This is a genomic window from Sphingobium sp. EM0848 (genome assembly GCF_013375555.1).
GTDB lineage: Bacteria > Pseudomonadota > Alphaproteobacteria > Sphingomonadales > Sphingomonadaceae > Sphingobium.
The window spans coordinates 625,387-632,500 of record NZ_JABXWB010000005.1; the positions used below are offsets into that span (position 1 = coordinate 625,387).

6 protein-coding genes and 2 rRNA genes (1 of these 8 cut by a window edge) are annotated in these 7,114 nt (G+C 59.5%); 1 reads left to right on the forward strand and 7 read right to left on the reverse strand.

All coding sequences use genetic code 11. The features are described from left to right. Nucleotides 1-151: 151 nt before the first annotated feature. From HUK73_RS21115 to HUK73_RS21135, 5 genes are all read right to left on the reverse strand, one after another. Entirely contained in the window at nt 152-1,246 is a 1,095-nt protein-coding gene (locus HUK73_RS21115) for a LysR family transcriptional regulator (RefSeq protein ID WP_176593799.1), read from the reverse strand. A 39-nt stretch (nt 1,247-1,285) separates the two neighbouring features. Next, the gene (locus HUK73_RS21120; RefSeq protein WP_255326472.1) at nt 1,286-2,056 is read right to left on the reverse strand and encodes a class II aldolase/adducin family protein; all 771 of its coding nucleotides are present in this window, start codon (nt 2,054-2,056) and stop codon (nt 1,286-1,288) included. 69 nt (nt 2,057-2,125) lie between these two features. Further along, nucleotides 2,126-2,575, reverse strand: a complete 450-nt coding sequence (locus tag HUK73_RS21125; RefSeq protein WP_176593800.1) for a cupin domain-containing protein — start codon at nt 2,573-2,575, stop codon at nt 2,126-2,128. Nucleotides 2,576-2,593: 18 nt separating this feature from the next. Beyond that, nucleotides 2,594-3,400 carry a Coq4 family protein gene (locus HUK73_RS21130; protein ID WP_176593801.1) on the reverse strand — a complete coding sequence of 269 codons (807 nt, stop codon included), beginning with the start codon at nt 3,398-3,400 and terminating at the stop codon, nt 2,594-2,596. Continuing rightward, nucleotides 3,393-5,234: an acyclic terpene utilization AtuA family protein gene (locus tag HUK73_RS21135; protein ID WP_176593802.1), complete on the reverse strand. Its 1,842-nt coding sequence runs from the start codon at nt 5,232-5,234 to the stop codon at nt 3,393-3,395. Before HUK73_RS21135 ends, HUK73_RS21130 begins: the two co-directional genes overlap by 8 nt. 116 nt (nt 5,235-5,350) lie before the next feature. Here HUK73_RS21135 and HUK73_RS21140 point away from each other — a divergent pair, with 116 nt between their 5' ends. Further along, nucleotides 5,351-6,016 carry a Crp/Fnr family transcriptional regulator gene (locus HUK73_RS21140; protein WP_369805589.1) on the forward strand — a complete coding sequence of 222 codons (666 nt, stop codon included), beginning with the start codon at nt 5,351-5,353 and terminating at the stop codon, nt 6,014-6,016. Nucleotides 6,017-6,153: 137 nt separating this feature from the next. Here the strand turns inward: HUK73_RS21140 and rrf are convergent. Next, nucleotides 6,154-6,268: ribosomal RNA gene (gene rrf / locus HUK73_RS21145) — 5S ribosomal RNA — on the reverse strand. A 118-nt stretch (nt 6,269-6,386) separates the two neighbouring features. Then, nucleotides 6,387-7,114: ribosomal RNA gene (locus HUK73_RS21150) — 23S ribosomal RNA — on the reverse strand (it continues 2,063 nt past the right edge of the window).

The window sequence follows — 7,114 nt, forward strand, 5'->3', positions numbered from 1 at the left end:
TCTCCAAGGTACCGCTAACCCGTGCAGCCTGCCTCCGTCCAACGCGTTTGCCGGATGAAAATGATGCGCAAAATGCATCGTTTTTGGGAATCTGCACCGACTGGTCGATCGGCACCATCAAATGCCGGGACTAAACAACTAGGTCCTGAAATTACCGTCCATCAGAGTGAAGTCCCGTCGCGATGGTTGCTATCCGGTCAACCAGCGCCACCACTTTCGGGGACAGCGGCTCTCCGCGGGGACGGGCAAGCATGATGGGAATCTGGCGGGGCGCCGCTTCCTCGGCGCAGTCGATCACGCCGAGTCCATCCGTCTTGAAACTTGTCGCAAAGATGCAAATCGCATCGGTGGCGCGCACCACATCTGCAAGCAGATGATAATTGTCGCATGCGATGAGCGGATTATAGGCAAACGCTCCGGTCAGGATCACTGCGCGGCGCGCCATGGGCGATATTGTCCCGCCGATCATGGGATAGGCGCGTAGATCCGCCTCGGCAGCATCCTGCTTGCCCAACAGCGGATGACCTGCTCTGGCGCGCGGGGTAACAGGAAGCAGGAAAAGCTGCTCGATATGCAGATCCGGACGGTCCTCGATCGCCTCCCTGGCGCAGATCGCGAACTCGATCTCTTTGCGGTCGAGCAAATCCAGCAGCATGACCCCTTGCTGGATGTGGCTGTTGATCCGCAGCGAAGGCTCATCCGTGAGTTCATCTATGAAGAGATGCGGCAGAATCACGCTCGCGGGCAACGGCCCGATCCCGAAGGCAATCGTGTCCAGCGCGCGAGCATCAAGGCCACGTAGCGCATATTCCATATTGTCCGCCGCCGCGAGAAAGGCAGACGCCTCGCGCACGAAGATCGCGCCCGGCGCGGTCACCAATGTTCCCCTGTGGGCGCGCGTGAATATCTCGAACCCCAGATCCGCTTCGATTGACTGGATGCTGCGGCTCAGAGCTGACTGGCTCATGTTCAAGTCGATCGACGCGCGGGCATAGCTGCCCCGCCTGGCGAGCGTTACAACATGGCGAATACGTCGCAGATTCCGCAATGCATTTTTCACATCGATCTCTCCCAATTCCCATTTGCGCCAGAAGCGCGGGAACAGCAATAACGATGCGATCTGCGTCGGGGTCCCTTTGCGGCACCTGATCCGGTACAGCGATGGCGAACTGATAGTGGTGATAACAATAGCTGCAACCGGCCTCTCGCTGGTGACGAAGCGCCAGGATCGTAACAGCCTCATCATCGACGCGATATCGGTCGACCATCCCGAGCGGAGAGGCGTTCAGTCGAGTACGGACGGATCGAGACGAATTTCGCGTCGCGCCATGGCCTCCCAAAGGAAAGGAAAGCCCATCGGGTCGGACATTTGCGCGACACGAAGGACTTCGGGATTGGTGATCGGCTGACCTTCACCCAGCACCTCGACATGCCAGGCCAGTCGGCAACGATGTTCCAGCGTGATCGCGCGAAGATGCGCCTGGCGTATATTGTCGGCGACGATGAACACGCCATGGTTCTTCAACAGCGCCCATTTTCCCTGTCCAAGAGCTTCGGCGGCGGCCTGCGCTTCTTCTGCGCCATCGACCGTCCCGGCATATTCGTCGTAAAATGCCGGGTCTTCATCGACATGACCCGATGTCTGGTCGTAAACCGGCGGAACGCGGCCGGACGCCGACCAGATCGAACCCCAGCGTGAATGATTGTGAATGACGACACGCAGATTATGTCGACGCTGGTGCACAGCCAGATGAAGTCCGATGGCGGGCGTAACGTTCCAGTCACCCTCTATGACGCGTCCGCTGGCGTCCACGCGGATCATGTCGGAAGCGGTCAGTTCATCCCAGGCAAGCTCCCAGGGATTGACGAGAAAGGTGCCGTCCTGTTCTGCCAGCGTGATATGTCCGGCTATATGATCGTCATAGCCTTCCCGGTGAAGTGTCCGGCACAACAGGGCCAGTTCCTGACGCGCGGACAGATCGGGGATCAGCGGGTAGCGCCCCGGCATCGGGCTCAGCTCTTCGAGGGTGGGGATGCGGCGCTGCGACATTTCCATGCTGACTTTCCTCAATTTATGTTCACGACATTGTGCTGAAAGCCGTGGGCGTCCGAACGCGCCCGGCGATCAGACCTGCTCCCGGTCAGGCGTCTCTTCAGACGCCAGCCCCTTCTTCCTTCGTCCAGCGAGATATTCCTGCCGGGTGATGAAGCTATGGTCCGCACGTGCGCGGAAATTCACCATATGCAAGCCATCGGGTCCCGCCTCGAAGCCGTAGAGCGTCTGGCGGGCGACGAACACGGACGATCCCTTGGGGTACAGCCGTTCACCCAAGCGAATGCCGCCGTCGACGACATAGATGATTTCATCTTCTTCATGCGCATGGACAGTGATGACGGCATTGGGAGGATAATATATTTCGAGCAGTTCCAGACCATCGGGATTACCGCGGTCATGCGGCTTGAATTCGCCCAGCAGCTCTCCGTCGGTCATTCGCTCGCGCAATTCTGGTCCGATGACCGAGCGGATCGGAGTCCACAGATTCGCGGCGCCGTCCTGCACATGCACCTTGGCCATATCAGTCTCTCCTGAAGTCTAGCGCCATTGGGCCGACGCCTGGGCCGTATCGGCCAGTTGGACGCCCTTGATACCCAGCGCCTCGCGCGCGGCCTCCGGCGTCAGCCCGAGTACATCTTCATAGTGCATCAAATAAAGCGGCGCGGATTCCCGGCCGACCTTTGCACCGCGTTCGACCGCATTCTGGGTGATCAGCCAGGTCTGGGGATAATGCAGCACCGCGCGCGTGATGATCCGCGTGGACCCAAGGATGGAAAAAGCGGACAGTTCACCTGCCAATTCAGGGCTCATATGGACGAACAAATTGGTCAGCCGCATATAATAGGGCACCAGCTCGCCGATAAAATCGAACCCGCCCCCGCCAAGGATATGTTCCAGATCATGGGTCTGCCCGGCGCGAAGCTGGAAATATTCATAGTCATTGCGCGGTGTGAAGGGCGGCACGATATCGACCTGGAGATTATTGTCGGTGAGTTGTGCGTAGAAGATGCCGCCTACCGTCTCCGGACCGTAATCCTTCAGGTCATCGAGAGTGAAGGTCGAAACAAAGCCTGCTTTGAACCACGCATCGAGCGCGGAATTCTTCTGCCGTTCGGCCGCGAAGAGCGCGTTGATATGGTCTATGTCCTGCACCTCGCGCAGGATCTGGACGAGCTGGATCGAATCCGATGGCGTCGGAATATCGGGACCGTTCCGCCGCAACAGATGCGTCGCCACCCAATCGCGTACCCGCGCATCGTTCAGATAGCGGGACGAACTGACCAGCACGCTGCTCTCGGTCGAAACCTTCTCGATCCCCTTCATCAGATAGGAATAATCAGCCATGTTCCATTTCCTTCTTCGATGGAGCGGCACCAGCCAACTCCGCCGCCAGCGCGGCGGAGACGGGCACCGGGAAGCGCAGCAGCATTTGCGCCATGCCCTTGGCGGCTGGGTCGAGCCGCGTGCTCGCGTTGATCCCACCGGCGAGCGCATCGTGGAGCACGAAATTGAGCGCATGGAAGCCAGGTACGTCATAACGGTCAACGCGCGGCGCTTCGCCGTCGAGGCCCAGATGCCGATACCAATCGCTGACCGCTTCAGAACTCAGCGCGACGCGCAAATAGGGGAGATATTCGGGCTGGCGCGCAATGACAGCGACATTGAACAATTGACCTTTGTCACCGCTGCGTGCCCAGGCCAGCCGGACCAGATCAACCGCAACGGCGCCTCGCTCGGCTGGGACGGACGGCGCAACCCCGCCAGCTTTTATGTCCGCCGTAACCGGTTCGCCCGCCGCCGCCGCCACATCCTGCGTGACGCCCGTAAAGGTCATCCGCGCCGTCACCAACTGCTTGTCCAGTAGGAACAGGAACGTACCCGTCATCGGCAATATATGGGTGGCAAGGTTGATCGATGTGCCGACCGACATCCCCGAAATGCCCGCCCATTGTTCGCGTGCAAAGATTTCCGCACCGCGCCGGTCCGGATGATCGACAACCAGCTTGCAGATCAATTCCCGCGTCCCGCCCTGTCGGCCATGCGCGCCAAAACTGGTTTCGCCGCCGATCAGAACCGTGTCGGTCAGGGAAAAGTCGGGCAGATTCCGTGCCCGCAACAACTGTCGTGCCCGTACGAACAGGGCCTCTGCCTGCCGCTGCGCCTTTTCTGCCGCGTCCTCACCGATGATCGGCTGATAGGCGATGCTGCGCCAGCCTCCGTCGAACGTCACGCACACCTTATAGCTGTCGGTCGGTGGCCGCCCGCGCGCACCGCTCACTCGCACACGATTCTTGCCGACCTGTTCCAGCTTTACGGTGCTGAAGTCGCAGCGCACATCGGCGACGATATAATCCGCCGGATCGCTGACTTCGTACAAAAGCTGTTCGGCGACCGTGCCGACCGACACCAGCCCGCCGGTTCCTTCCGGCTTGGTGATCACGACGCTGCCATCGGCGTGGCATTCGCCGATGGGAAAGCCGATATTGGCCCAGTCGGGCACGTCACGCCAATCGGTGAAGGTGCCGCCGGTGATCTGCGCGCCACATTCGAGCAGATGGCCGGCCAACGTACCCGCGGCCAGCAGATCGAGATCATCTGCCCCCCAGCCGAATTCATGGATCAGCGGTCCCAGCACCACCGCGCTGTCCACCACCCGGCCTGTGACGACGATGTCGGCGCCCTTCGCCAACGCCGCTGCGATCGGGAACGCGCCGAGATAGGCGTTGGCGCTGATGATGTTTTCGGGGAAGGACGCTCCAGTGAACATGTCGCGATGGCCGGCTGCTCGCAGTTCCTCCAGCCTATCACGTAGATCATCACCCTCGACATAGGCCACAGTCAGCGACAGGCCTGCTTCAGCGATCATCCGTTCGAGCGCCGCCGCAAGCCCACCCGGATTAACGCCGCCTGCATTGGCGACAACCTTGAGGCCCTGCGTGGCAATCTCGTGGAGATAAGGGCCGACATGCACTGTCAGGAAATCGGCACCATAGCCGGCAGCCGGGTCGGCGTTCTGCATTCGGCCGAAAATGCCCATCGATCCTTCGGCGAGATAGTCGAAGATCAGATAATCGAGCCGTCCGTCGGACAGCAACTGAGGCACCGAGAGGGCGGTATCGGAAAAGGACGCCGTTGCCCCGCCGATCCGTATCACCCGGCTTTCATCCGCCACCGCCATGGTCCATCCGCTCCTTCATTATGCTGGGAACAAGCCTAACGAAGCTGCTGGCAACGAACTGTCACTGAAGTTACGATTGCCAAATGAAAAATGATGAACGGGGTTTGGCGCTTGACGTGCTCCGGAAAGCCGAATGGCTGAAGGACTACCCGCGCGAATTGGCCGAGAGCCTGTTGGCTGCGGGCAAGCTGGTGCGGCTGAATGTCGGGGAATGGGCCCAGGCGGAAGGCGACGACCGCAGCGGCCTGTTCGTGGTGATCGAGGGCGTTTTCCATTCCTATTGCGCGGCGCCGGGCGATCGGGAAGTGATGATCGGCCTTGCCGAGGCAGGATCAGTACTTGGCCATGCCACGCGGTTCAGTGGTGGGCCCCGGCTCGTTACCGCCGTCTGCGTAGAACCCAGTATCCTGCTCGAGATTTCAGAAAGCGCGCTGAATCGGGTGGCGGAAAGCCGTCCGGAAATCTGGCGGGCGATTGCCGGTTTCGCCTATGTCAATATGCGGAGCGCGGTCCGCATGGCGGCGGAAGTGATTTCATTGCGCCCCCGCGAGCGCATCGCTGCTCGCTTGATCGCGGCGGCTGGCGGCCACCACGAATCCATTCCGGGGCCAGCCCCGATCATCCGGCTCAGTCAAGAATTGCTTGGTGAAATGATCGGTGTCACGCGCAAGACGATCAATGTCCATTTGTCCGCATTCGAGCGGGACGGGCTGATTGAGGTTGGTTACGGGCAGATCACAATATGTGATATGGAAGGTTTGCGGCTTGTCGCAAACAGATGACCGAACGGGCATGGAGCACGACCGGTATCACCAGGATCCGCCCGTGCGCTGCTTGTGATACAAAAAAGGGCGGCCTTTGGGGCCGCCCTGTGTTTTTCTATTGTGATGGGTATTTGTATCAAAGCGCGAGCTGCAATGCCTGGCGACGCCCTACTCTTCCGGGGCTTGAGCCACAGTACCATCGGCGCAGACTGGTTTCACGGCCGAGTTCGGGATGGGATCGGGTGGGTCACAGACGCTATGGTCACCAAGCAATGAAGCTTGCGCTTTGGGTTTCAATCGATGTTTCCGTGCAAATTCGTATCTGGTCTGGGTTATCACCACATCGTCTGACGCTGGGGTATCCAGTGTTGTCATTGATGGTGGGACTCTCAGGCGCGATCAGAGCAATTAGGACCGGTTAGCTCCATATGTTACCACACTTCTACATCCGGCCTATCAAGGTCGTGGTCTACGACCGCTCGAAGAAATCTTATCTTGAGGGAGGCTTCCCGCTTAGATGCTTTCAGCGGTTATCCCGTCCATGCATAGCTACCCTGCTGCGCCCTTGGCAGGACGACAGGTACACCAGAGGCATGTTCAACCCGGTCCTCTCGTACTAGGGTCAACTCCTCTCAAATTTCGACGCCCACGGCAGATAGGGACCAAACTGTCTCGCGACGTTCTGAACCCAGCTCACGTACCACTTTAATTGGCGAACAGCCAAACCCTTGGGACCTGCTCCAGCCCCAGGATGTGATGAGCCGACATCGAGGTGCCAAACGATTCCGTCGATATGAGCTCTTGGGAATCATCAGCCTGTTATCCCCGGCGTACCTTTTATCCGTTGAGCGATGGCCCTTCCACGAGGGACCACCGGATCACTATGACCGACTTTCGTCTCTGCTCGACTTGTCAGTCTCGCAGTCAGGCGGGCTTATGCCATTGCACTCTAACAGACGGTTTCCAACCGTCCTGAGCCCACCATCGCGCGCCTCCGTTACTCTTTAGGAGGCGACCGCCCCAGTCAAACTACCCGCCACAGAGGGTCCCTGCACCGGATAACGGTGCGAGGTTAGACATCAGAAAACAACAGGGTGGTATTTCACCTATGGCTCC